Below are 21,185 nucleotides of genomic sequence, written 5' to 3'. Positions count from 1 at the left end.
TGGAGCCGACGGTCCGATCCGGTAGTAGGTGAGTGATGGGGTGACGCAGGAAGGTAGTCCAGCCCGGGCGGTGGTTGTCCCGGGGTAAGGGTGTAGCCCGGGGGGTAGGTAAATCCGCCCCTCGTTACATGGGTGAGACCTGATGCCGAGCCGTTGTGGTGAAGTGGATGATCCTATGCTGTCGAGAAAAGCCTCTAGCGAGTTGCATGGCGGCCCGTACCCTAAACCGACTCAGGTGGTCTGGTAGAGAATACCGAGGCGTTCGGGTGAACTGTGGTTAAGGAACTCGGCAAAATGCCCCCGTAACTTCGGGAGAAGGGGGGCCATGTCCGGTGATCGCCCGTGCGGTGTGAGCTGGGTGTGGCCGCAGAGACCAGCGAGAAGCGACTGTTTACTAAAAACACAGGTCCGTGCGAAGCCGTAAGGCGAGGTATACGGACTGACGCCTGCCCGGTGCTGGAACGTTAAGGGGACCGGTTAGCTCACTTTCGGGTGGGCGAGGCTGAGAACTTAAGCGCCAGTAAACGGCGGTGGTAACTATAACCATCCTAAGGTAGCGAAATTCCTTGTCGGGTAAGTTCCGACCTGCACGAATGGCGTAACGACTTCTCGACTGTCTCAACCACAGGCCCGGTGAAATTGCACTACGAGTAAAGATGCTCGTTTCGCGCAGCAGGACGGAAAGACCCCGGGACCTTTACTACAGCTTGATATTGGTGTTCGGTTCGGCTTGTGTAGGATAGGTGGGAGCCGGTGAAGCATGCACGCCAGTGTGTGTGGAGGCGTTGTTGAAATACCACTCTGGTCGTGCTGGATGTCTAACCTGGGTCCGTGATCCGGATCGGGGACAGTGTCTGGTGGGTAGTTTAACTGGGGCGGTTGCCTCCTAAAGGGTAACGGAGGCGCCCAAAGGTTCCCTCAGCCTGGTTGGTCATCAGGTGGTGAGTGTAAGTGCACAAGGGAGCTTGACTGTGAGACTGACGGGTCGAGCAGGTGCGAAAGCAGGGACTAGTGATCCGGCGGTTACGTGTGGAAGTGCCGTCGCTCAACGGATAAAAGGTACCCCGGGGATAACAGGCTGATCTTCCCCAAGAGTCCATATCGACGGGATGGTTTGGCACCTCGATGTCGGCTCGTCGCATCCTGGGGCTGGAGTCGGTCCCAAGGGTTGGGCTGTTCGCCCATTAAAGCGGTACGCGAGCTGGGTTTAGAACGTCGTGAGACAGTTCGGTCCCTATCCGCTGCGCGCGCAGGAGTCTTGAGAAGGGCTGTCCCTAGTACGAGAGGACCGGGACGGACGGACCTCTGGTGTGCCAGTTGTTCTGCCAAGGGCATGGCTGGTTGGCTACGTTCGGGAGGGATAACCGCTGAAGGCATCTAAGCGGGAAGCCTGCTTCGAGATGAGGACTCCCACCCCGTGAAGGGGGTAAGGCTCCCGGGAGACGACCGGGTTGATAGGCCAGATATGGAAGCCCTGTGAGGGGTGGAGTTGACTGGTACTAATAGGCCGAGGACTTGTCCATGGCTGCTTGCGTCCACTGTGCGGGTTCTGAGACCGCGACCTGTTCCCCCGTGTTCGGGGGCTGGTTTGATGTGAGGTTTCATCGTGTTTCGGTGGTCATGGCGGAGGGGAAACGCCCGGTTACATTTCGAACCCGGAAGCTAAGCTCTTCAGCGCCGATGGTACTGCATGGGGGACCGTGTGGGAGAGTAGGACGCCGCCGAACAAATCGTGAATGAGGGTCTCGGTCCTCGGGTTTTCGCCCGGGGGCCGGGACCCTTTTCTGCGTTGCGGGCGGGTTAGGGTGAGGCATGCGCTACGACCTGGTGATCTTCGACAACGACGGTGTCCTGGTGGACAGCGAGCCGATATCCAACCGGATTCTCGCGGCCTATCTGACCGAGCTGGGTCACCCGACCACGTATGAGGACTCCATCCGGGACTACATGGGCTCGGCCGTGCACCGTATCCACGACCTGGTTCTGGAGCGCTCGGGGCAGCGGTTGCCCGCGGACTTCGACGACGTCTTCCACGGCCGTGTCTTCGACGCCTTCCGGCGTGACCTTCTTCCCGTCCCCGGCGCCGCCGAGGTGCTGAGCAATCTTGAGGACGAGGGTGTGCCGTACTGCGTGGCGTCGTCCGGCAGCCATGAGCGGATCCGGGTGGCGCTCCGGAAGACGGGGCTGTACGAGCGCTTTGGGGAGAAGCACATCTTCAGCTCGCAGGACGTGGGTCGGGGAAAGCCCGCGCCCGACCTGTTCCTGCATGCCGCCGAGGTGATGGGGGTGCCGCCGGCGCGCTGCGCCGTCGTCGAGGACAGCCCGCTGGGGGTGCGAGCGGCCGTCGCCGCCGGGATGGACGTCTACGGGTTCACCGCGATGACTCCCCGTGACAAGCTCTCGCACGCCACGGCCCTCTTCGCCTCGATGAGCGAGCTGCCCGCGCTGCTCGCCTGAACGGCAGGGGCCGTCAACCGGTGGCGCGCGCGTGTGGCCGCCCGGACCGCCCGATACGGTGGCCCCTATGAGCGGCGGCGCACTGTTGATGTGGGACGAGGCGGTCACCGGCTACGACTTCGGGTCCGGGCATCCGATGGACCCGGTGCGGCTGGCGCTGACCATGCGACTCGTGGAGGCGTTCGGTCTGCCCGGCGCCTCCGGTCTGCAGGTGGTCCCGGGATCGCCGGCAGGTGATTCCACGCTGCGCCTCGTCCACCGCTCCGACTACATCGATGCCGTGCGCCGGGTGTCGGCCGCACCCCGGACCGCGGACGGGTCGTACGGGCTCGGGACCGAGGACGACCCGGCCTTCGCGGGTATGCACGAGAGCTCGGCGCTGATCGCCGGCCAGACGGTCGGGGCCGCCGAGGCGGTCTGGCGCGGGGAGGTGTCCCACGGTGTCAACTTCGCGGGCGGGCTGCACCATGCGATGCCGGGGTCGGCGGCCGGTTTCTGCGTCTACAACGACGCCTCCCTGGCCATCGCCCGGCTGCTGGAGCTGGGCGCCGAACGGGTCGCCTACCTGGATGTGGACGTCCACCACGGGGACGGTGTCCAGACGGCCTTCTGGGACGATCCCAGGGTCCTCACGATCTCGCTGCACGAGCACCCCCGCATGCTCTTCCCCGGGACCGGCTGGCCGGAGGAGACCGGCGGTGAGAAGGCGGAGGGCGGCGCGGTGAACATCGCCGTCCCGCCGGGCACGTCCGACGGCGGCTGGCTGCGCGCGCTGCACGCGGTGGTGCCGGAGCTGCTGCGCTCCTTCCGGCCCCAGGTGCTGGTGACCCAGCACGGCGCGGACACCCACATCGAGGACCCGCTGGCGCATCTGGCGGTGACCGTCGACGCCCAGCGGGTGGCCGCCATGGTCTGCCACCACTGGGCGCACGAGTACGCGGAGGGACGCTGGCTGGCCCTCGGCGGCGGTGGGTACGCGGTCGTGGACGTCGTACCGAGGTCCTGGACCCATCTGGTGGCGATCGCGGCGGGGGAGCCGATCGCGCCGGAGACGATGATCCCGGAGGACTGGCGGCGGCAGGTGTACGCGCGGACGCGGCAGGACGCGCCGCGGCGGATGACGGACGGGCGTGAGCCGCTGTGGTCGGGCTGGGAGGCGGGGTACGACCCGGCGAGCGCCCTGGACCAGGCGGTGATCGCCACGCGGCGCGCGGTGTATCCCGCGCACGGGCTGCTGCCGTAGCAGCCCGTCCGGGCGCGGGCCCGCGGCGGCCGGACACCCCTGTTCCCTCCCGGGTCTTCCCTCCCGGACTTCTACGCCCCCTGGACCTGTGCCTTGTCGGCGGGGTGATGTCCCGGCCTCACCTCGGCGCAGGGTGGACGTGTCGACATAACGACCCGGTTCGGGGTACGTACGCACCGGCCCCGGTGCGTACGGGGAGGCGTGGTGGTCCACGAGGACGGGGTGCGAGCCGTTTCGAATGCGCTGGTTGCACACTCCCACCCGCCCCTTCTCCATGTGGCCGGTCATGGGTGCGGCGGCCGCGGTGGGGGAGTGCCGCCGCGGCCGGTGCCCGAAGGTGTGGAGAGGGCTGCGGAGCAGGTCAGCCGGGTGCCGGTAGGGCGGGTCGAGCGGACGGGAACGGCTGCCGCCGGGTCCGCCGGACAGCCGGTGGGACGGCCGCGGACGGCTGTCCCGCCGCGCGGCTCGGCACTGTCGGACCAGTGAGTTCCGCTTGCTTGTTATGTGCTCAATCATTCCCGTCTGTCACACTAGAGGGGTAATAGCTACTCCTCTTCCCCACTTGCATCACCCGCCCCTAATCTGGGGAGGAGCGCGCATGCGAGCAGGAGTCACCGGAGGGGAAGCCGGTGTCCGACATGTGCGGAAGGTTCAGGTGTGACATGGCTGCTGCTGAGAGGCCTCTGAACGAGGTCGTGTTCCTGACCGTGGCGGAAGTCGCCTCGGTGATGCGAGTGTCCAAGATGACCGTGTACCGGCTGGTGCACAGCGGTCATCTGCCGGCGATCCGGGTGGGCAGGTCCTTCCGGGTGCCGGAGCAGGCTGTCCACGAGTATCTCCGCGGTTCCTACGTGGGGGTGGAGAAGAGCGCGTAGCCGCACGAGCCGGCGAATCCGTCGGCCCTCGTGTCACAAGCACCGCCCGGTGCCGGGTAGGCTGAGCCGACGTAGGTCGTGTGGGCTCGGACGCCCCGCACCGAGTGACGAAGTGAGCGAGGGTAAGTCGTGGGCTCTGTTATCAAGAAGCGGCGCAAGCGGATGGCCAAGAAGAAGCACCGCAAGCTGCTCAAGCGCACGCGCGTACAGCGCCGCAACAAGAAGTGAGCTGGCGCGCCGCACACTGATCACCGCCCTCCCGCCGATGTGCCGGCGGGAGGGCGGTGGCGTTCCGCGACGGGACGACGGTCACCCGATACGGTGGCGGAAGAACCGGAACGGGACCAGCGGGCCGGCCGGGTGTCCGGACGAGGGCTTTCCGGGTGTGGGCCGCCGTACGGGAGAGGAAGCAACCGGTGGGCAAGGTCGTGCTCGTCACGGGAGTCGCCCGGCAGCTCGGCGGGCGCTTCGTACGGCGGATCCTGCGCGACCCCGATGTCGACCGGGTCGTCGCCGTGGACGCCGTGCCGCCCGAGCACCACCTCGGCGGTGCCGAGTTCGTCCGGACCGACATCCGGCAGCCGGCCGTCGCCGGGCTGCTCGCCGAGTACGGCGTGGACACCGTCGTCCACCTGGATGTCAGCGGTATGCCGCTCCTGCCGCGCGGCACCCGGGCGTCGGTGAAGGAGACCAACGTCATCGGCACGATGCAGCTCCTCGGCGCCTGCCAGAAGGCGCCGGCCGTACAGCGGCTGGTGGTGAAGTCCAGCACGAACGTCTACGGCTCCTCGCCGCGCGACCCGGCGGTCTTCGCCGAGACCATGGGGCCCAAGGCGCTGCCCGGCGGCGGCTTCGCCAAGGACGCCGTGGAGGTCGAGGGATATGTGCGGGGGTTCGCCCGCCGCCGTCCCGATGTGGCCGTGACGGTGCTGCGCTTCGCCAACATCCTCGGTCCGACCGCGGACACGCCGCTCGCGGAGTACTTCCGGCTGCCCGTCCTGCCGACCGTCCTCGGATACGACCCGCGGCTGCAGTTCGTCCACGAGGACGATGTCGTCGAGGTGCTGCGGCTGGCCTCGCGGGAGCCGCGGCGCGGCACGCTCACGGCCGGGACGTTCAACATCGCCGGGGACGGGGTACTGCTGCTGTCCCAGGCCGCGCGGCGGCTGGGCAGGCCCACGCTGCCCCTGCTGCTCCCGGCCATCCGGTGGACCGGGGCGGCGCTGCGCTCGGTGGGCGCCACGGACTTCTCGGCCGAGCAGATCCGGCTGCTGACACACGGCAGGGTCGTGGAGACGACGCAGATGCGCGAGGTGTTCGGCTTCGAGCCGCGGTACACCACGGCCGGGGCCTTCGCCGACTTCGCGCGCAGCCATGGTCCGGGGCTGCTGCCGCCGGAGAGACTCGCACACGCCGTGGACCGCATCGAGGAGGTCGTCCGCCATGGCTGACGCCAAGGTCATCCCGTTCGACGACGACCGCTCCCGGGGCGGTACGGGCCGCGCCGCCCGGGGGCGGCCCGCGGGCGGCGGCCGGCGCCGTACCGGCGCGGGCGACGGAGGCCGCGGCGGCCAGGACGCCCCGGGCACCGGGCGGGGCGCCGAGCGGAGCCCGCAGGACGGGACGCAGTCGCCGCTCGCCGCCGTGCCGGCGGGACCCGGAGCGGTGGCCGAGGACGTCCGGGGTGCAGACGGGACCGGAGACGCCGAGGACACCGGGGAGACCGGAGACGCCGGGAAGCAGGCCGCCAGGGACGCGTCCGGACCGGCGGTGGACGCCTCCCGGGCGACCGGCCGGGACGCCGAGGACTGGGACCGCAGGATCGCCCGCGGTCTGGCGTTCCTGCGGCGGCGGATCACCGGCGACTACGAGGTCGACGAGTTCGGCTACGACGCGGAGCTCACCGACCAGGTGCTGCTGTCCGGACTGCGGCCGCTGTACGAGAAGTACTTCCGGGTCGAGGTGCTGGGCATCGAGAACATCCCGGCGGAGGGCGGCGCCCTGGTGGTGTCCAACCACTCCGGGACGCTGCCGCTGGACGCGCTGATGCTCCAGATCGCCGTGCACGACCACCATCCGGCGCGGCGGGCCCTGCGGCTGCTGGCGGCCGACCTAGTGTTCGTGCTGCCGGTGGTCAGTGAGCTGGCCCGGAAGGCCGGGCACACCCTGGCGTGCGCGGAGGACGCCGAGCGGCTGCTGGAGCGGGGCGAGATCGTCGGGGTGATGCCGGAGGGCTTCAAGGGGCTCGGGAAGCCGTTCTCGGAGCGCTACAAGCTCCAGCGGTTCGGGCGCGGGGGCTTCGTCTCGACGGCGTTGCGGGCGGGGGTGCCGATCGTCCCGTGCTCGATCGTCGGGGCGGAGGAGATCTACCCGATGATCGGCAGCTCCAGGACGCTGGCGCGGCTGCTCGGTTTCCCGTACTTCCCGGTCACGCCCACCTTCCCGTGGCTGGGACCACTGGGGATGGTGCCGCTGCCGACGAAGTGGACGATCCAGTTCGGCGAGCCGGTCCCGACGGGCGACTACCCGCCCGAGGCCGACGAGGACCCGATGCTGATGTTCAACCTGACGGACCAGGTGCGCGAGACGATTCAGCACACCCTCTACAGGCTGCTGGTGCGGCGGCGCTCGGTCTTCTTCTGAGCGTTCTCCCCCGGGGAGCCCAAGAGGTACTTCCGGGAAGAGGCCCTTCCGGGCGTCGGCCGGTGCGGCCGGGTGCCCGCGAGGCACCCGGCCGCACCGCCCCCGGTCAGTCGGTGCCGTTTCCGGTGTTCCCCAGATCCGGCAGCAGCTCCGGGACGATGGGCGGAAGGGTGATCTCCGGCTTGGGGGGCCCGGCGGTCTCGCTCCGGGAGGCGGACGGTGTGCCGCTCCCGTCATGCCGCGAGCCCGGCCGCTCGCCGTTCCCGGAAGGGCTGCCCTCCCGGGCCTCCCCGGTGTTCCCGGTCTCCCGGGAACCGGAGGGGGCGGTGGGCTGCCCGGTCGTCTCCCGCGGTCCGCCCGGTGCGCCGCCCGGCACGGACGGTGTCGGGCCGGTCGTACGGCCGTCGTCCGTACGGCTGTCGCCGACTCCGCCGCCGGTGGACTCGGCATCCTGCGGGGTGTCCCTCAGCAGTGACCGCAGCGGGGTGATCTCGTCCTCTATGGCGTCGAGGACGGAGCTGACCTCGTCGCCCGCCTCCGTGAGCTGCAGGGGGAGGCGCTCGCGCACCTGGCCCCACACATCGCGGTGGGACCGGGAGAAGGACGACAGCTCACGCATCGGATCGAGCGCACCCTCCCGTTCGTAGGCCCTGCTGAGCAGACGGTGCCCCTCGGAGGCGTCGTGCCGCATACGGGAGAGCACCCTGCGGATGTCGGTGAGCGACTCCTCGTCCAGCGGGCCCGACCGGGTGCGCTCCAGCAGCCGCCTGGTCTCGTGCAGCCGGGTGGCGGCGTGGTTCAGATGGACCTTGCCGCGGTCGGCGTCGTCGTCGGCCAGATCGAGCTTGAGGTCCTCCATGCCGAGCTTGAGCCCGTAGAGGGTGTCACCGGGGAGTGCGTCGGTACTGGCCGCCGCGGCGCCGGTGAAGGCGCCCGCCGCGACGCCGAAGCCCAGGCCGCCCACCGCGAGTCCTCTGCCGAGCCGGCTCCTGGGGCGGAGCCTGCCGCCCAGCGGGCCGACGGCGGGAAGGGCGCGGCGCGCCCCGCCGTGGCCCGTGCGGGTGCCGGCGGTCCGGGAGCCCTCGCCGTCCTCGGCGAAAAGGCTCTCCGCGGCGGCGACGAGGCGGGCCCGCTGCGCGGCCCTGACATCGGCTGCCAGTTCCGGCTTCGGCAGGGACGCCAGTCTGCCGGCCAGAGCCGGCAGGCGCTCCTTCCCGACCGGCTCCTTCGCCGTCTCCGCCGGCCCCGGGGAGCCGGTGGGAACGGTCGGGTCGGTCGGGGTGGCCGAGTCGGTCAGGACGGTCGGGTCGGCCGGGTCGGCCGGGGCGGTGCTCGCGGACCGGTCGGCCGCCGCGGTGTCCCCGGGCTCACGCTCGTCCAGGGCCTGGGCGAAGGCGTTTGCCCGCCGGCTCGGCGATACGGCTCCCATCACGGGCGGCCCTCCTCTCATCAGCACGGTCGACTCCCTGCCCCACCGGAGGGTCGCACGGCCTGCGGAGGAGCGTCCGCTCGGGTGCTCCGCCCCGGTGCGGGGCCGTGGGAAGTCTGCAAACCGCACAACGACTGCCGAGCGCGGTGGGTTACGCCCTACGGATGATTCGACGGTCCGTGTCACCCCGGGGAAGGGGGCGGTCGCCTTCGGTTACCGGCTGTCCTCCGGGAGGAGCCGGGCCAGGGTCCGCACGGCCCGGTACTGGAGGGTCTTGATCGCTCCCTCGTTCTTCCCCATGACCCGTGCCGTCTCCGCGACCGACAGGCCCTGGAGGAACCGGAGGGTCACGCACTCCTGCTGCTGGGGGTTGAGTTTCCGCACCGCCTCCAGCAGGGAGGCGCTGGACAGCGCCTCCAGGACCGAGTCCTCGGGGCTGCGTGCCACCTCGTTGGCGTCGAGCATCTCGCCGGTGGTCACCTCCAGGCGGAAGCGGCTCGACTTGAAGTGGTCGGCGACGAGGTTGCGCGCGATGGTGACCAGCCAGGCACCGAAGTCCCGGCCCTGCCAGGTGAAGGTGCCGATCCGGCGCAGGGCGCGCAGGAACGTCTCGCTGGTGAGGTCCTCGGCGACGGCCCGGCCGCCGACGCGGTAGTAGATGTAGCGGTAGACGGTGTTGGAGTACCGGTCGTAGAGGCAGCCGAAGGCCTCGGCCTCGCCGCCCTGGGCTCGTTCGACGAGTTCCATCATGCGGCGGTTGTCGCCGTCCGCCACCGGGCGGCGTACGGCTCTCGACGAGGAGGACGGCGCGGACGAGGCCGGCGACGAGGGGGACGGCGAGGACGACGACGAGGAGGACGCGGCGGCGCGGGTCCGCCGGCCGAGCGGTGTGGCGCCCGCGGCGGCTCCCTCGGCCAGGGCGTAGGCGGGGGTGGCGGGGACAGGTACGGCGAAGGCGGGGGCGGCGTGCGCGGTGGGGACGAGGGTGCGCAGTTGGTCTGCGACCGTCGTGCGCAGCGCAGCCAGGCCCGAGGCGTCAACCCCGACGTGTGGGTACACGGGACTCCCAGAGGCAGAGCTTCCATCACGTGCAGTGCGGGACCGTCCGCCCGTGACAGGGGCGTGTGGACACCGGATTGCGTCTGAGGAGAATAACGCTTCGTACAGGCTGTGCTACACCTAGTTGCCGAAATCGCCGGTCAGGTTTGCGCTGTTACACGTTTAGATCAGGCCATCGAGCGAAATCGGTATGCGTTCCGACCGGTCCGTGCGCGAAGTTGACCGGGTGGCCGCTCGCTTGTGGCCGGTGGCGGGTCGTCCCGCGGTCAATGGGCGGTGATGTCCGCACTGTCCGGCGACCGGGCGCGCCGGCCGGGGAGTCGCCTCGCCCGTACGGGGTGCCCGGCGTACGGGAGTGCGGTCAGCCGTCGGCGGCGCGTCCGTCCGCCGGCTGCGCCGTCCGCCCGCCCGCCGCCCCGTCGCGCCTACCGCCGGCGGCGCTGGATCGCCACGGCCGCCGCCGCGCCGCCGGCCACCGCGCCGACCCCGGCCGCGGCCGGGATGCCCACCTTCGCCGCCTTCCGGCCGGTCCGGTAGTCACGGAGTCGCCAGCCCCGCTCGCGCGCGTGCGCGCGCAGCCTGCTGTCCGGGTTGACGGCGTACGGATGCCCGACGAGGGAGAGCATCGGGATGTCGTTGGCCGAGTCGCTGTAGGCGGCGCACCGCGAGAGGTCCAGGTCCTCGGCGGCGGCCAGCGCGCGCACCGCCTCCGCCTTGGCCGGCCCGTGCAGCGGCTCGCCGACCAGGCGTCCGGTGTAGACGCCGTCGACGGACTCGGCGACGGTGCCCAGCGCGCCGGTCAGCCCGAGTCGGCGGGCGATGATCGTGGCGGTCTCCACCGGCGCGGCGGTGACCAGCCACACCTTCTGGCCCGCGTCCAGGTGGGCCTGGGCCAGGGCGCGGGTGCCCGGCCAGATCCGGCCGGCCATGTACTCGTCGTAGATCTCCTCGCCGATCTCCATGAGCTCGGAGACCCGGTGGCCCCGGACGATGGACAGCGCGCTGTCGCGGGCGTCCTCCATGTGCCCGGCGTTCTCCGCGCCGGCCAGCCGGAAGTACGCCTGCTGCCAGGCGAAGCGGAACAGCTCGCGCTTGTGGAAGAACTTCCGCTTGTACAGGCCGCGGCCGAAGTGGAACAGGGCCGCGCCCTGCATGATCGTGTTGTCCAGGTCGAAGAAGGCGGCGGCCCGTACGTCCCCGCGGACCGGGAACTCCGGTTCCGCCGGTTTCCCGGGCTCTCCCGGGGGGAGTTCGTCGACCGCCCGGGAGGTCTTGCGCGCCGCCTCGGCGGCGGCCTCGCCTGCGAGCACGCTGCGAGCCGTCGCCGAACGCCTGCGGGTGAGGAGTTTCGCGAGAGCGGCCATGCCGCGAGCATAGCCACTGGCGCCGGCGGTTCCGTGACGAGCCGGTGACAGCGGGACGGAGAGCGCGCCAACGGGGGAGCGCGGGGCGCGCGGGAGGTGCCGGGCGGGGCGCGCGGGGAGTGCCGCGGGCGCCGGGAGGTGCCGGGCAGGGGCCCGGCGGCGGCACAATGACGGACATGAGGACCGTCACGCTCATCGGCAAACCCGGCTGCCATCTGTGCGACGACGCGCGCGCGGTGGTCAGCGAGGTCTGCGCGCGGCTGGGCGCGCGCTGGGAGGAGAAGGACATCACACAGGACGAGGAGCTGTACCGCAGGTACTGGGAGCAGATTCCGGTGGTGCTCGTGGACGGCGCGCAGCACGACTTCTGGCGGGTGGACCCGCGGCGGCTGAGCGCGGCGCTGGAGGCCTGACCGGAGCCGGCCCGCCGTCCGGGCGCGCCGCGGACCGGGGCGCGCACCCGGGAGGCGCAACAGGTGGAAGACGCGCCGGGGGCGCTCCGCGCTCCGGCCGCACATGTGGCGCCTGTCACTTTGGCCGGACAAAGCGGACACCATCTTTGTGCACACGTTCACAAAGACATAGCCTGGTCGGGACGGAGCGGTCCGGACATGTGTCCAGCAGGTGTCCAGCAGGGCCGCTCACCGTTTCGCGCAGACGGCAGGAGCACCGTGGCAACTGGCCGAACCCACCGACCGGCGACCCGCAGCCGAGGAATCCCCGAGGCCACCGTCGCCCGTCTTCCGCTGTACCTGCGGGCGCTCACCGCGCTCTCCGAGCGCTCGGTGCCCACGGTCTCCTCGGAGGAGCTCGCCGCCGCCGCCGGGGTGAACTCCGCCAAGCTGCGCAAGGACTTCTCCTACCTCGGCTCGTACGGCACCCGCGGGGTGGGCTACGACGTGGAGTACCTCGTCTACCAGATCTCCCGTGAGCTCGGGCTGACCCAGGACTGGCCGGTCGTGATCGTCGGCATCGGAAACCTGGGCGCCGCGCTCGCCAACTACGGCGGCTTCGCCTCGCGCGGCTTCCGGGTCGCCGCGCTGATCGACGCGGACCCGTCGATGGCCGGGAAGCCGGTCGCCGGCATCCCGGTGCAGCACACCGACGAGCTGGAGGAGATCATCCGGGAGAACGGGGTGTCCATCGGCGTCATCGCCACCCCCGCCGGAGCGGCCCAGCAGGTCTGCGACCGGCTGGTGGCCGCCGGGGTGTCCTCCATCCTCAACTTCGCGCCGACCGTGCTGTCCGTCCCCGAGGGCGTGGACGTGCGGAAGGTGGACCTCTCCATAGAACTGCAGATCCTCGCCTTCCACGAGCAGCGCAAGGCGGGCGAGGAGGCGGCCGGCGAGGGGGCGGACACCACCCCGCCCGCGGCGCCGCCCGCCGCCGCCGTGCGCCGCCGGGCCGGCGGGGGAACCGAGCAGGGACCTGACGGGGACGTGCCCGCCGTGATGCCCGCATGAACGAGTGGACCACCGTACGGGGCGCGGAGCGCGTCCCGGCCGGGGACCGGCCCGACCGGAGCGGGGGAGGAGCATGAGTCTGCTGGTCGTCGGGCTCAGTCACCGCAGTGCGCCGGTGAGCGTGCTGGAGCGTGCCTCCCTGGCCCCCGAGACGCGCGACAAGCTGCTGCAGGACGCGGTGAGCGTCGAGCCCACCGCGGAGGCGGCGGTGCTCGCCACCTGCAACCGCATCGAGCTGTACGCCGACGTGGACAAGTTCCACGCCGGTGTCGCCGAGCTGTCCGGCCTGCTGGCCCGGCACAGCGGCGTCGGGCTGGAGGAGCTGACCCCGTACCTGTACGTCCACTACGAGGACCGCGCCGTCCACCACCTGTTCTCGGTGGCCTGCGGGCTGGACTCGATGGTCGTCGGCGAGGGGCAGATCCTCGGCCAGATCAAGGACGCGCTGGCCGTCGCGCAGCGCCGGCACACCGCCGGGCGGCTGCTGAACGACCTGTTCCAGCAGGCCCTGCGGGTCGGCAAGCGGGCGCACAGCGAGACCGGCATCGACCGGGCCGGGCAGTCCCTGGTCAGCTTCGGCCTCCAGCAGCTGGCGGGCGGGAGTCCGGCGGCGGAGTGGGTGCGCGGCAGAAGGGCCCTGGTGATCGGCGCCGGCTCGATGTCCTCCCTCGCCGCCACGGTCCTCGCCCGGGCCGGCGCGGCCGAACTGGTGATCGTCAACAGGACCCTGGAGCGTGCCCGGCGGCTGGCGGCCGGACTCGGCGGCGACGGTGTCGCCGCGCGCGCAGTGCCTCCCGGGAGGCTGGCCGCCGAGCTGCCGCACGCCGATGTCGTCGTCTCCTGCACCGGCGCCGCCGGACTGGTGCTGACGGCCGCCGAGGTGGCGGCCGCGCTCGCCGCGCGCACCGCCGCCCGCGGCGAGGGGCAGGCGCCGGACGAGCCGCTCGCCCTGCTCGACCTCGCCATGCCGCGCGACATCGACGCCGCCGCGCACCGCCTGGAGGGCGTACGGTTGGTGGACATCGAGTCGCTCGCCGAGGCCGCCGCCGACGCGCCCATGGCCGCGGACGTCGACCGGGTGCGCGGTATCGTCGCCGACGAGGTGGCCGCCTTCGGCGCGGCCCAGCGGGCCGCGACCATCACGCCCACCGTGGTCGCGCTGCGCGCCATGGCCGCCGACGTCGTCGCGGCCGAGCTGGCCCGCCTCGACGGGCGGCTCCCCGAACTCGACGCGCGTCAGCGCGCCGAGATCAACCAGACCGTACGCCGGGTCGTCGACAAGCTGCTGCACGCCCCGACCGTGCGCGTCAAGCAGCTCGCGGGCGAACCCGGCGGGGCCGGATACGCCGACGCGCTGCGCGAGCTGTTCGACCTGGACCCCCAGACAGTCGCCGCCGTCAGCAACCCCGAACAGGAGCGGCAATGAGCACCGACCCGTCCCGGCCCCTGAGGCTCGGGACCCGCCGCAGCCGACTCGCCATGGCCCAGTCCGGGCAGGTGGCCGAGCGGGTCAGGCAGGTCACCGGGCGACCTGTGGAACTGGTGGAGATCACCACCTACGGTGATGTCTCCCGCGAGCACCTGGCCCGGATCGGCGGTACCGGGGTCTTCGTCTCCGCGCTGCGCGACGCGCTGCTCGCCGGGGAGATCGACTTCGCCGTCCACTCCCTCAAGGACCTTCCCACCGCCCAGCCGGAGCGGCTGGCACTGGCCGCCGTGCCGGTACGGGAGGACCCCCGCGACGCGCTGATCGCCCGGGACGGGCTGACCTTCGAGCGGCTGCCCGACGGCGCGCGGGTCGGCACCGGCTCGCCGCGCCGTATGGCGCAGCTCAACGCCTGGGCCCGGTCGCTGGGCCGGGACATCGAGACCGTACCGATCCGCGGGAACGTCGAGACCCGTATCGGGTACGTGCGCTCCGGCGAGCTGGACGCGGTCGTCCTGGCCGCCGCCGGCCTGCGGCGCGTCGGCCTGATCGGCGAGGCCACCGAGCTCCTCGACCCCGACACGGTCCTGCCCGCCCCCGGACAGGGGGCGCTGGCCGTCGAGTGCGCGGCGACGCGCACGGACCTCGCCGCACGACTCGCCGAGCTCGACGACCCACCAACCCGGGCCGCCGTGACCGCCGAGCGAACCCTGCTCGCCGCCCTGGAGGCCGGCTGCAGTGCTCCTGTCGGAGCACTGGCCGATCTGCCGGGCGACAGGCAGGATGTCACCGAACTGCGCCTGCGCGGTGTCGTCGGCACCACCGACGGCACCACACTGGTGCAGCTGTCCACCACCGGTCACGTACCGGCGTCCGCCGGCGGGGTGCTCGCCATGGCTCAGGCCATGGGGCGCGAACTCGCCGACGAGATGCTCGCCAAGGGCGCGGCCGGTCTGATGGGGGAGCGAGCACATTGAGCCCCACCACCAATCACTCGTACGGCGCCCGCGGGCACGTCACCTTCCTCGGTGCCGGGCCCGGGGATCCGGGACTGCTGACGCTGCGCGCCGTCGAGGCGCTGGCGCAGGCCGACGTGCTGATCGCCGATCCACAGGTGCACGACGTCGTACGGGCGCATGCCCGGCCGGGCGTCGACACCCCGCTCCGGGCAGCAGCAGGTGACGACACGTCAGCCGCGCTCGCGGAGGCCGTCGCCGACGTCGCCGACACGATAAATCTTGTCACGCGGGCCGCGCTCGGCGGCAGGCGGGTGGTCCGCGCGGTGCAGGGCGATCCCGGCCTCGACGCCAACGCGGCCGACGAGATGCTCGCCTGCGCCGCCGAGGGCATCACCTTCGAGGTGGTGCCCGGCATCGCCAACGCCGTCGGCATCCCCGCCTACGCCGGGGTGCCGCTGCGCAACGGCCACGGCGCGGACGTCCGTTTCCTGGACTCGGGGACGGCCGACGCCCGGGCGTGGAGTGAGGCCGGGGCCAGCGACGCCACCCTGGTGGTCACCACCACCCTGGAGACGGTCGCCGCCACCGCCGCCGAGCTGGTCACGGCGGGCCGCAAGCCCGACACCCCGCTGACCGTCACGGTCGACGGCACCACCACCCGGCAGCGCACCTGGACGGCCACGCTCGGCTCCATCGGCCAGCAGCTCAAGGCCGCCAAGGTGCTGCCCTCGCCCGGTGGGGCCCGGCCCGCGATAGCCGTGGTCGGGGAGCGCGGTGCCGCCGCGCAGCGCGACCGGCTGGCCTGGTTCGAGTCCAAGCCGCTGTTCGGCTGGCAGGTGCTCGTGCCCCGCACCAAGGAGCAGGCCGCCTCCCTGTCGGACCAGCTCCGCAGCTACGGCGCGGTGCCCAGCGAGGTGCCGACCATCGCCGTGGAGCCGCCGCGCACCCCGCAGCAGATGGAGCGCGCGGTCAAGGGCCTGGTCACCGGCCGCTACGAGTGGATCGCCTTCACCTCGGTCAACGCGGTCCGGGCGGTGCGCGAGAAGTTCGAGGAGTACGGCCTGGACGCCCGGGCCTTCGCCGGGATCAAGGTCGCCGCCGTCGGGGAGCAGACCGCGAAGGCGCTGGTGGACTTCGGCGTCAAGCCGGACCTGGTGCCCAGCGGCGAGCAGTCCGCGGCCGGGCTGCTGGAGGACTGGCCGCCCTACGACCCGGTCTTCGACCCGATCGACCGCGTCTTCCTGCCGCGCGCCGACATCGCCACCGAGACCCTGGTGGCCGGGCTGATCGAGCTGGGCTGGGAGGTCGACGACGTCACCGCCTACCGGACGGTGCGCGCCTCGCCGCCGCCGGCCGCGACCCGGGAGGCGATCAAGGGCGGCGGCTTCGACGCCGTGCTGTTCACCTCCTCCTCCACCGTGCGGAACCTGGTGGGCATCGCCGGCAAGCCGCACAACGTGACGGTGATCGCCTGCATCGGCCCGGCGACGGCCAAGACCGCGGAGGAGCACGGCCTGCGGGTGGACGTCATGTCCCCGGAGCCGTCGGTGCACCGGCTGGCGGAGGCGCTCGCGGAGTTCGGCGCCAGGCGCCGGACCGCCGCCCTGGAGGCGGGCGAGGCGGTGCAGCGGCCGAGTGAGAAGCGTCCGGCGCGCAGGAGGGCCAGGACTTCGTGAAGGACGCCGTGAAGGACACTGTGAAGGACGCCGTGAAGACCGGCGGCGACATGTACGGCGGCTACGGTGCGGGCCGTCCGGGCGGCTACGGGGACTTCCCCGTGGTCCGTCCCCGGCGGCTGCGCACCACGCCGGCCATGCGCCGGATGGTCGCCGAGCACCGGCTCCACCCGGCCGAGCTGATCCTGCCCGCCTTCGTGCGGGAGGACCTGCGCGAGCCGGTGGAGATCTCCTCCATGCCGGGCGTGTACCAGCACACCCTCGACACCCTGCGCAAGGCGGCGGCCGAGGCCGTGGCGGCGGGCGTCGGCGGCATCATGCTCTTCGGGGTGCCCGAGGAGGCGAAGAAGGACGCCGTCGGCTCCCAGGGCACCGACCCGGACGGCATCCTCCAGCGCGCCCTGCGCGAGGTGCGCGCCGAGGTCGGCGACGACCTGGTGGTGATGTCCGACCTGTGCCTGGACGAGTTCACCGACCACGGACACTGCGGCGTCCTGGACGAGCGGGGCCGGGTGGACAACGACGCCACCCTGGAACGGTACGCCGAGATGGCGTGTGTCCAGGCGGAGGCCGGCTCGCACGTGCTGGGGCCCAGCGGGATGATGGACGGGCAGGTCGGCTTCGTCCGCCGCGCGCTGGACGAGGCCGGGCACCAGGACGTGTCGCTGCTGGCGTACACCGCCAAGTACGCCTCCGCGTTCTACGGGCCCTTCCGGGAGGCGGTGAACTCCTCCCTGACCGGTGACCGCCGCAGCTACCAGCAGGATCCGGCCAACGCCCGGGAGTCGCTGCGGGAGCTGGCGCTCGACCTGGCCGAGGGCGCGGACATGGTGATGGTCAAGCCCGCGCTGCCGTATCTGGACGTGCTGCGCCGGGTCGCGGACGCGGTGGACGTGCCCGTCGCCGCGTACCAGATCTCCGGGGAGTACGCGATGGTCGAGGCGGCGGCGCAGCGCGGCTGGATCGACCGGGACGCGGCGATCATGGAGACGCTCACGGGCGTCAGGCGCGCGGGCGCGAACCTGATCCTGACCTACTGGGCGACCGAGGTGGCCCGGCGGCTGTCCTGAGCCGCCGGGGGCGGGCGCGGGGCGGCGGCTCGTCCGGTGCGGGTCAGTCCCGGGGGAAGCCGTCCGTGGCCAGGGTGAGCTCGACGGAGGTTTCGGTGATCTTGACCGGTTCGCCGAAGTCGGTGGTCAGCTCGCTGCGGTAGCCGCCTTCCTTGGGATGGGTGAAGAGCCGGCAGCGGGCGGTGTACGGGCCGATGACGAGGTACGCCGGGACACCGGCGGTGGCGTACGCCGTCAGCTTGGGGCCGTAGTCGTTGGCGGCGGTGGAGCGGGAGACGACCTCCACGACCAGCTCGACGTCCTCGGGCGAGAAGCGCCCGTGGGCGCCGGGCTCCGCAGCGTCGGCGATCTTCGCCAGATCGGGGGCGAAGCCGTTGAGATGGCCCGGGAAGTCGATGCGGACATCGGAGTCGATCTCCGTGTCCGGGCCGAACCGGTCCTCCAACTGCCGCAGGACCTTCCGGATGATCTTCCAGTGCGTGCGGCGCTGCGGTGTCGTGTAGACCGACCCCTCGACGATCTCGACCTTGTATCCCTCGGGGACGGGCATCCGCTCCAGACGCTCGAAGAGTTCGTCCAAGGTGATCTCGCCGGACTCTGTCATCTCGATCCTGTCGGTCAACTCGACGGTCACGGTGACGCTCCCCCCCGCCGCGCCGGGATGCGCGGCCGCGCGGTACAACGATATGCCCGCCGCAGGGGTTACGCCGGGGCACAGGGGAGCGGCGGCCGGGGTGAACCCGGCGGCCGTGTCGGTGGTCTTCCCTCCGGGTGCCGGACTTTCGGCACCGGACCGAGTGGACCCGAGACATGCCGGGGAGGCGGACGGGTGATGACGACCGATACCGGGGGAGAGGGCCGGATCCCGGTGACGCCCGAGGAGTGGCGGGCCTATCTGACCGAGTACAGCGACTGGTACCTGAGTGGTCTGGACGAAGAGAAGCTCAAGAAGCTCGTCAAGTACAAGGGGGTGGACGAACGGCAGGTGGCGGAGCGGTGGCTCGGGTACGAGCCCGCCGGTGAGCGGGAACTGGCCGAGACCGAGGAGCGGCTCGGTGTCCGGCTGCCGCCGAGCCTGCGGGGCTTTCTGAAGGTCAGCAACGGCTGGGGACCCGTCGCCGGGTGGATCGGCGGACTGCTCCCCTGCCGGGAGATCGACTGGTTCCACGAGGTGGACGACACGTTCGTCGACACGGCCGAGGAGGAGGTCCCGGAGACCGAGGAGGAGCGTGCCGAACACCGCGAGTTCACCGCCTTCCTGCGGCGGTGCCTGACCGTCGCGTACGGCGAGGACGCCTTCCTGCTGGACACCGGGAAGGTGACGGCGGACGGGGAGTACGAGGGGTATCTGCTCGCGGTGAAGTACGGCGACTTCGAGGGGCCGTATCCGAGCTTCGGCGCGCTCGTCCTGGCAGGCCGCGAGGAGATCGCCGGTCTGCGGTGACACCGGGTCCGCGCCCCGCGGGGCGCGGACCCGGCCGGTGCGCCGTCAGCCCTTGACGCAGACCACCTGACGCAGCTTCGCCACCACCTCGACCAGGTCGCGCTGCGCCTCGACGACCTGCTCGATCGGCTTGTAGGCACCGGGGATCTCGTCCACCACGCCGGAGTCCTTGCGGCACTCCACGCCCCGCGTCTGGTCGGCCAGGTCCCGCGCGGTGAACCGCTTCTTCGCCGCGTTGCGGCTCATCCGCCGGCCCGCGCCGTGGGAGGCGGAGTTGAAGGACGCGGGGTTGCCCAGACCGCGGACGATGTACGAGCCCGTCCCCATCGAGCCGGGGATGATGCCGTACTCGCCGCCGCCCGCGCGGATCGCGCCCTTCCGGGTGACCAGCAGGTCCATGCCGTCGTAGCGCTCCTCGGCCACGTAGTTGTGGTGGCAGGAGATGACGGGCTCGAAGGCGGGCCGCGCCTTCCTGAACTCCTTGCGGACCACGTCCTTCAGCAGGCCCGTCATGACCGCCCGGTTGTACCGGGCGTACTCCTGCGCCCAGAACAGGTCGTTGCGGTAGGCGGCCATCTCGGGGGTGCCGGTGGTGAAGACGGCCAGATCGCGGTCGACCAGGCCCTGGTTGTGCGGCAGTCCCCGGGCCACGCCGATGTGGTGGTCGGCCAGCTCCTTGCCGATGTTGCGGGAGCCGGAGTGCAGCATCAGCCAGACGGCGCCGTCCTGGTCCAGGCAGACCTCGATGAAGTGATTGCCGCCGCCCAGGGTCCCCAGCTGCCGCGCCGCCCGCTCCCGGCGGAAGTGGACGGCCTCGGCGACGCCGTCGAAGCGGGACCAGAAGTCGTTCCAGCCGGGGCCGGGGGAGTCGCGCAGGCGGTCCGGGTCCACCGGCTCGTCGTGCAGGCCGAAGCCGACCGGGACGGCCTGCTCGATGCGCGAGCGCAGCCGGGACAGGTCGCCGGGCAGGTCGTTCGCGGTCAGCGAGGTCCGCACCGCCGACATGCCGCAGCCGATGTCCACGCCGACGGCCGCCGGGCAGACCGCGTCCCGCATGGCGATGACCGAGCCGACCGTGGCGCCCTTGCCGTAGTGGACGTCGGGCATGACGGCCAGCCCCTTGATCCACGGCAGCGTCGAGACGTTGTGGAGCTGCCGCATCGCGGACTCCTCGACGCCGGCCGGGTCGGTCCACATCCGGATCGGCACCCGGGCCCCGGGAACCTCGGTGAACGGCATGCTCGTCCCTCTCCCCTGAAAGTGTGTGGGCACGCTCCGCCGTCCGCGGCGGGTCACATACGGATCACATACGTCCGGGCGTACGGGCACACAAGGCGGACGTACTGCTGCATATGCCTCGGCGAACGGAGGTTCCGGGGCGCGTGCGGTGGAGATCGTGCGGTAGACATTGTGTTCTGCCGCCACCGCATGACGGCAACGTGTTTTCGATTGTTCCCGCGGACGAGGGGGTTGGGCAGTGCTGCGGAAGGGGTACGCCGCCGGTGCCGCGCTCGTCGCGCTGCTGGCCGCCGGCTGCACGGGCGGTTCCGGGACGGGCGGCCCGGCCGCCGACAGCAAGCCCGGTGTCGCCGACGCCGGGGCCGTCACGGCTCCGCCCGGCACCCACCGCGATCTGCCCGAGCCGTGCGGCACGGTCGGCGTCGGGCTCCTGCGGGAGCTGCTGCCGGGCGCGGAGGACACCGGGGACGCCGGGGACGGCGACGCGACTCCGGCGGCGTACGAGGGGGAGCAGACCGTCACCTACGACAACGACCGCCGGGTCGGCTGCCGTTGGAAGAGCTCCACCGGGACGGACAGCCGCCGTCTGCTGGTCGACTTCGAGCGGATCGTGTCCTACGACCCGGCCGTCAGCGACGACGAGCGGGCGGAGCGCCGCTACGCGGAGCTGGTGGCGGAGGCCGGGGCGGTCTCCTCACCGCCGCCGGGAGGGCGGACCACGCCCCCGGCGGTGACGGGTTCGGCGGAGCCGGGCCGGAAGACCGCGGACGGTGAGAGCACCGACGGCGAGACCGCCGACGCCCGGAACGCCGACGGTGAGACCCCGGCGGTGACGGGT

At 71.8% G+C, this 21,185-nt stretch carries 19 protein-coding genes and 2 rRNA genes; 16 read left to right on the top strand and 5 right to left on the bottom strand.

Going from position 1 to position 21,185, the window contains the following annotated elements; genetic code table 11:
* From CUT44_RS22805 to CUT44_RS22765, 8 genes are all read left to right on the top strand, one after another.
* A 23S ribosomal RNA gene (locus CUT44_RS22805) occupies positions 1–1,523 on the top strand; the annotation flags it as partial.
* Between the two features lie 87 nt (positions 1,524–1,610).
* Positions 1,611–1,727 (top strand): 5S ribosomal RNA (gene rrf / locus CUT44_RS22800).
* Between the two features lie 85 nt (positions 1,728–1,812).
* Complete coding sequence (locus CUT44_RS22795) at positions 1,813–2,457, top strand: HAD family hydrolase (RefSeq protein ID WP_100203802.1); 645 nt, start codon at positions 1,813–1,815, stop codon at positions 2,455–2,457.
* 67 nt (positions 2,458–2,524) lie between these two features.
* Entirely contained in the window at positions 2,525–3,700 is a 1,176-nt protein-coding gene (locus tag CUT44_RS22790; protein ID WP_100203801.1) for an acetoin utilization protein AcuC, read from the top strand.
* Positions 3,701–4,362: 662 nt separating this feature from the next.
* Positions 4,363–4,575, top strand: coding sequence for a helix-turn-helix domain-containing protein (locus tag CUT44_RS22780; protein WP_158239648.1), 213 nt, complete (start codon positions 4,363–4,365; stop codon positions 4,573–4,575).
* A gap of 129 nt (positions 4,576–4,704) precedes the next feature.
* A complete protein-coding gene (locus tag CUT44_RS22775) occupies positions 4,705–4,803 on the top strand; it encodes a 30S ribosomal protein bS22 (RefSeq protein WP_003948845.1) in 99 nt (32 codons plus the stop codon).
* Positions 4,804–4,991: 188 nt separating this feature from the next.
* Positions 4,992–6,026, top strand: a complete 1,035-nt coding sequence (locus CUT44_RS22770; RefSeq protein ID WP_100203799.1) for an NAD-dependent epimerase/dehydratase family protein — start codon at positions 4,992–4,994, stop codon at positions 6,024–6,026.
* Positions 6,019–7,218 carry a lysophospholipid acyltransferase family protein gene (locus tag CUT44_RS22765; RefSeq protein WP_100203798.1) on the top strand — a complete coding sequence of 400 codons (1,200 nt, stop codon included), beginning with the start codon at positions 6,019–6,021 and terminating at the stop codon, positions 7,216–7,218. The genes CUT44_RS22770 and CUT44_RS22765 overlap by 8 nt, the downstream gene beginning before the upstream one ends.
* Positions 7,219–7,324: 106 nt before the next feature.
* Here the strand turns inward: CUT44_RS22765 and CUT44_RS22760 are convergent, their stop codons facing one another.
* The 3 genes from CUT44_RS22760 to CUT44_RS22750 form a co-directional block, all read right to left on the bottom strand.
* Entirely contained in the window at positions 7,325–8,647 is a 1,323-nt protein-coding gene (locus CUT44_RS22760; RefSeq protein WP_332888283.1) for a DUF5667 domain-containing protein, read from the bottom strand.
* Positions 8,648–8,860: 213 nt separating this feature from the next.
* Complete coding sequence (locus CUT44_RS22755; protein WP_100203796.1) at positions 8,861–9,706, bottom strand: ECF subfamily RNA polymerase sigma factor, BldN family; 846 nt, start codon at positions 9,704–9,706, stop codon at positions 8,861–8,863.
* A gap of 425 nt (positions 9,707–10,131) precedes the next feature.
* Positions 10,132–11,070, bottom strand: coding sequence for an HAD family hydrolase (locus CUT44_RS22750; protein ID WP_100203795.1), 939 nt, complete (start codon positions 11,068–11,070; stop codon positions 10,132–10,134).
* A gap of 176 nt (positions 11,071–11,246) precedes the next feature.
* Here CUT44_RS22750 and CUT44_RS22745 point away from each other — a divergent pair, with 176 nt between their 5' ends.
* The 6 genes from CUT44_RS22745 to hemB all read left to right on the top strand — a co-directional run bounded on the left by CUT44_RS22745 (position 11,247) and on the right by hemB (position 17,664).
* Positions 11,247–11,483 (top strand): glutaredoxin family protein, encoded by a 237-nt coding sequence (locus CUT44_RS22745; RefSeq protein WP_233221578.1) that lies wholly within the window; start codon positions 11,247–11,249, stop codon positions 11,481–11,483.
* Between the two features lie 258 nt (positions 11,484–11,741).
* A complete protein-coding gene (locus tag CUT44_RS22740; protein WP_100203793.1) occupies positions 11,742–12,533 on the top strand; it encodes a redox-sensing transcriptional repressor Rex in 792 nt (263 codons plus the stop codon).
* Between the two features lie 73 nt (positions 12,534–12,606).
* Entirely contained in the window at positions 12,607–13,959 is a 1,353-nt protein-coding gene (locus CUT44_RS22735) for a glutamyl-tRNA reductase (RefSeq protein ID WP_100203792.1), read from the top strand.
* Complete coding sequence (gene hemC / locus CUT44_RS22730) at positions 13,956–14,936, top strand: hydroxymethylbilane synthase (protein WP_100203791.1); 981 nt, start codon at positions 13,956–13,958, stop codon at positions 14,934–14,936. Before CUT44_RS22735 ends, hemC begins: the two co-directional genes overlap by 4 nt.
* Positions 14,933–16,594, top strand: coding sequence for a bifunctional uroporphyrinogen-III C-methyltransferase/uroporphyrinogen-III synthase (locus CUT44_RS22725; protein ID WP_100203790.1), 1,662 nt, complete (start codon positions 14,933–14,935; stop codon positions 16,592–16,594). Before hemC ends, CUT44_RS22725 begins: the two co-directional genes overlap by 4 nt.
* A gap of 50 nt (positions 16,595–16,644) precedes the next feature.
* Positions 16,645–17,664 carry a porphobilinogen synthase gene (hemB, locus tag CUT44_RS22720; protein ID WP_100203813.1) on the top strand — a complete coding sequence of 340 codons (1,020 nt, stop codon included), beginning with the start codon at positions 16,645–16,647 and terminating at the stop codon, positions 17,662–17,664.
* Positions 17,665–17,707: 43 nt separating this feature from the next.
* On the opposite strand, the gene CUT44_RS22715 is transcribed toward hemB, so the two are convergent.
* Entirely contained in the window at positions 17,708–18,298 is a 591-nt protein-coding gene (locus CUT44_RS22715; protein ID WP_100203789.1) for a Uma2 family endonuclease, read from the bottom strand.
* A 198-nt stretch (positions 18,299–18,496) separates the two neighbouring features.
* Between CUT44_RS22715 and CUT44_RS22710 the strand changes: the two genes are divergently transcribed.
* Positions 18,497–19,108: an SMI1/KNR4 family protein gene (locus CUT44_RS22710; protein ID WP_100203788.1), complete on the top strand. Its 612-nt coding sequence runs from the start codon at positions 18,497–18,499 to the stop codon at positions 19,106–19,108.
* 45 nt (positions 19,109–19,153) lie between these two features.
* Here CUT44_RS22710 and CUT44_RS22705 read toward each other — a convergent pair whose 3' ends face one another.
* Complete coding sequence (locus CUT44_RS22705) at positions 19,154–20,347, bottom strand: RtcB family protein (protein ID WP_100203787.1); 1,194 nt, start codon at positions 20,345–20,347, stop codon at positions 19,154–19,156.
* Positions 20,348–20,585: 238 nt separating this feature from the next.
* Here CUT44_RS22705 and CUT44_RS34185 point away from each other — a divergent pair.
* Positions 20,586–21,185: DUF3558 domain-containing protein (locus tag CUT44_RS34185; protein ID WP_233221577.1), on the top strand; the 600-nt coding region annotated here is incomplete at its 3' end.

This window comes from Streptomyces carminius (assembly GCF_002794255.1).
Lineage (GTDB): Bacteria > Actinomycetota > Actinomycetes > Streptomycetales > Streptomycetaceae > Streptomyces > Streptomyces carminius.
Note: the sequence above shows the minus strand (reverse complement) of the source record. Positions and strands in the feature narration are given on the sequence as shown.

Excerpts from the sequence above, each read along its gene's own strand:
- CUT44_RS22795 (WP_100203802.1), top strand. The coding sequence starts at position 1,813 with ATGCGCTACGACCTGGTGATCTTCGACAACGACGGTGTCCTGGTGGAC.
- CUT44_RS22790 (WP_100203801.1), top strand. The coding sequence starts at position 2,525 with ATGAGCGGCGGCGCACTGTTGATGTGGGACGAGGCGGTCACCGGCTAC.
- CUT44_RS22780 (WP_158239648.1), top strand. The coding sequence starts at position 4,363 with ATGGCTGCTGCTGAGAGGCCTCTGAACGAGGTCGTGTTCCTGACCGTG.
- CUT44_RS22765 (WP_100203798.1), top strand. The coding sequence starts at position 6,019 with ATGGCTGACGCCAAGGTCATCCCGTTCGACGACGACCGCTCCCGGGGC.
- CUT44_RS22760 (WP_332888283.1), bottom strand. The coding sequence starts at position 8,647 with ATGGGAGCCGTATCGCCGAGCCGGCGGGCAAACGCCTTCGCCCAGGCC.
- CUT44_RS22750 (WP_100203795.1), bottom strand. The coding sequence starts at position 11,070 with ATGGCCGCTCTCGCGAAACTCCTCACCCGCAGGCGTTCGGCGACGGCT.
- CUT44_RS22745 (WP_233221578.1), top strand. The coding sequence starts at position 11,247 with ATGAGGACCGTCACGCTCATCGGCAAACCCGGCTGCCATCTGTGCGAC.
- CUT44_RS22735 (WP_100203792.1), top strand. The coding sequence starts at position 12,607 with ATGAGTCTGCTGGTCGTCGGGCTCAGTCACCGCAGTGCGCCGGTGAGC.
- hemC (WP_100203791.1), top strand. The coding sequence starts at position 13,956 with ATGAGCACCGACCCGTCCCGGCCCCTGAGGCTCGGGACCCGCCGCAGC.
- hemB (WP_100203813.1), top strand. The coding sequence starts at position 16,645 with ATGTACGGCGGCTACGGTGCGGGCCGTCCGGGCGGCTACGGGGACTTC.
- CUT44_RS22710 (WP_100203788.1), top strand. The coding sequence starts at position 18,497 with ATGACGACCGATACCGGGGGAGAGGGCCGGATCCCGGTGACGCCCGAG.
- CUT44_RS22705 (WP_100203787.1), bottom strand. The coding sequence starts at position 20,347 with ATGCCGTTCACCGAGGTTCCCGGGGCCCGGGTGCCGATCCGGATGTGG.